This window comes from Streptococcus sp. HSISS2 (assembly GCF_000448665.1).
Classification (GTDB): Bacteria; Bacillota; Bacilli; order Lactobacillales; family Streptococcaceae; genus Streptococcus; species Streptococcus raffinosi.
Map to the genome: position 1 here is coordinate 1,609,680 of NZ_CM002133.1, position 2,579 is coordinate 1,612,258.

Consider the following 2,579-nt stretch of genomic DNA (forward strand, 5'->3'; position numbering starts at 1 on the left):
AGAGTCTGTTAGCTGGCTGACTATCCACAGCCACTTGCACATGGTCGAAACTTGAACCCAAACCTCCATCTTCCAGACCACCTGTAGCTGTCAAAGGGATATCTGGAGCGACCTCACGAATCAGACTCACCAAACCTTTAGCAATATCAGCAGAGTGAGATACAATCACAATTCCAAGTTCTGGCATATCCTAGCCCTCCGCTTCTAGCAAGGCTTTGAAGAGTAGACCAGACGAATAAGAGCCTGGATCAATGTGACCAATTGAACGCTCACCTACATAAGAGGCACGCCCCTTGGTAGCAACAACTTCCTTGGTTGAAAGAACAGCTTGATCAATAAGGTCATTGGTTAATTGACCTTGTTTGACAGCTTCAACAACTGGGTGCCAAACATCCACCATGGTCTTTTCACCAACTTGTGCATGACCACGTTTTTTAATCATCTCGAGACCTGCCTCAAGCACTCCTGCCAGATCTTGACCAGCTTGTTCAGCCTTCATCATGCCCATAAAGGCAGACCCATAAAGCGGACCTGACGCACCACCAACTTTACTAATCAAGGCCATAGAAACCGCCTTGAACACTTCTGCTGCACTTTGTGGTTCAGTGCTGTTAATAGCCTCAATGGCTGCCGCCATACCACGCGCCAAGTTAGTACCATGATCACCATCTCCAATAGGACCGTCTAATTCAGACAAGTGGTCTTTTTCTGCTTCAACCCTTTGATCAAAGCCTTGCATCCATTTTACTGCAACTGTTTTATCCATAATATACCTAATTTCTAGTTTTCATGTCAGACTACCAAGCGATGGTCTTAACTGGACTCTCCAGAGCCTCAAGCCAAGCGTCATCATCAATCTTCATGAGCGTCAATGAAAGACCTGCCATATCAATCGATGTCATGTAGTTACCTAATTTTCTATAAACCACATCTAAGCCCGCATCTCCAAGAATGCTTGCTACATCGTTAGCAAAGACATACTGCTCCATGAGAGGTGTCGCACCCATACCATTGATGAGAAGGGCATAGCGTTCATCTGTCTTAGCCTCAAAGGCTTCAAGGAGTTTCCCTGTCAATTCTTCAGCTAACTGGCGAGATGGCTGCATAGACTCCTTACGATAACCTGGTTCACCATGGATACCAATACCGTACTCAATTTCATCCTCAGCTAGGACAAAACCAGGCTTACCAACTTCAGGAACCGTCGCACCGCTAAGGGCCAAACCAATGGTGTGAATATTAGGAACAATCTTATCAGCCAAGTCTTTGATTTCAGCCAGAGACTTGCCTTCACGAGCCGCATGACCTAGGATTTTGTGAACGAAAATGGTACCAGCAACCCCACGACGACCTTGTGTATAGAGGCTATTTTCCACAGCAATATCGTCGTCTACAACAATACTAGCAACCTCGATGCCTTCCATTTCAGCCAATTCTTGAGCCATCTCAAAATTCATGATGTCGCCAGAGTAATTTTTAACGACCATGAAGACACCAGCCCCTTGGTCCGCTTCCTTGATAGCTTCCAAAATCTGATCTGGCGTTGGGGACGTGAAGACAGCACCTGCAATGGCTGCCGAAAGCATACCATCACCCACAAAACCAGCATGAGCTGGCTCGTGACCACTTCCACCACCAGAAATGAGACCAACCTGACCAGCAGCCTGCTCATTTCTTGCGATGATGTCAAACCCCTCAACACGATGTACCAAATCACTGTGAACATAAGCCAAGCCATCTAGCATCTCTGTCACAACATTTTCAGGTTTATTGATAATTTTTTCATGGGATTGCCTCCTTTTCAAAGGTATCAACTATTTGCACTTACATTGGCTTCCTTCTGTGATTGCTCTTTCCCTATAAATAAAGGACTTCAAGGCTTTTTGAGAAAGATAGCGTAAAAATATGTAAACGCATACATTTTATAATTCAATTGTAGCATTTGCCTCTATCAATAGCAAGGCAAAAGGGTAGGCGACCGCCTTTAAAAAGTACAGGATTAGTGTCAAAAAATATTCTCATAAAAAGACGCATTTTAGTCGCCCAAGCTATTGAAAAACCACCATTCAAGCCTTATAATGGAATGACGAATTAACAGATAAGGAGGGGTCACATGACTATCGATTTTCCAAATGAATCAGAGCCTCAAAACGAAATGGATGCGGTCCTTCAAGCAGGCCGTCTCCTCATGGAGAGCGGTGCTGAGATTTACCGCATTGAAGACACCATGGGGCATATGGCCAAATCTCTGGGCATTAGGGACTTTTCTTCTTATGTGGTCAATCGGGGAGTCATGATTTCTGGACTCAACCGTTCAGGGCTTAAAGAATCTCGTATTCTAGCTACCTCAGCTCCCTCCATCCATCTAGGCAAACTCGAAGAGGTTAACCGCTTATCACGAGAACTGACGGAGCAACCAAATCCAGCTCTTTCCAGTATTTTCCAAAAACTGAGAACCATTGAACACAAGACCTTCTATCGTCCTTTAGAGGATATTATAGCCTGTGTCATTGGTGCAGGGAGCTTCTCGCTAGCCCTTGGAAGTAGCTGGATTGATGGGACTGCTGCGGCTATCTCTG

At 45.1% G+C, this 2,579-nt stretch carries 3 protein-coding genes and 1 pseudogene; 1 reads left to right on the plus strand and 3 read right to left on the minus strand.

Annotation, left to right across the window (positions count from 1 at the left end):
- The 3 genes and pseudogenes from HSISS2_RS07165 to dhaK all read right to left on the minus strand — a co-directional run.
- A pseudogene (locus HSISS2_RS07165) lies at nt 1-187 on the minus strand (PTS mannose family transporter subunit IIA); the annotation flags it as partial.
- Between the two features lie 3 nt (nt 188-190).
- Nucleotides 191-766 carry a dihydroxyacetone kinase subunit DhaL gene (gene dhaL / locus HSISS2_RS07170; RefSeq protein WP_021146100.1) on the minus strand — a complete coding sequence of 192 codons (576 nt, stop codon included), beginning with the start codon at nt 764-766 and terminating at the stop codon, nt 191-193.
- A 31-nt stretch (nt 767-797) separates the two neighbouring features.
- Nucleotides 798-1,745 (minus strand): dihydroxyacetone kinase subunit DhaK, encoded by a 948-nt coding sequence (dhaK, locus tag HSISS2_RS07175; RefSeq protein ID WP_134981507.1) that lies wholly within the window; start codon nt 1,743-1,745, stop codon nt 798-800.
- A gap of 368 nt (nt 1,746-2,113) precedes the next feature.
- Here dhaK and HSISS2_RS07180 point away from each other — a divergent pair.
- Nucleotides 2,114-2,579: threonine/serine exporter family protein (locus tag HSISS2_RS07180; RefSeq protein WP_042767076.1), on the plus strand; the 466-nt coding region annotated here is incomplete at its 3' end.

Excerpts from the sequence above, each read along its gene's own strand:
- dhaK (WP_134981507.1), bottom strand. The coding sequence starts at position 1,745 with ATGCTAGATGGCTTGGCTTATGTTCACAGTGATTTGGTACATCGTGTT.
- dhaL (WP_021146100.1), bottom strand. The coding sequence starts at position 766 with ATGGATAAAACAGTTGCAGTAAAATGGATGCAAGGCTTTGATCAAAGG.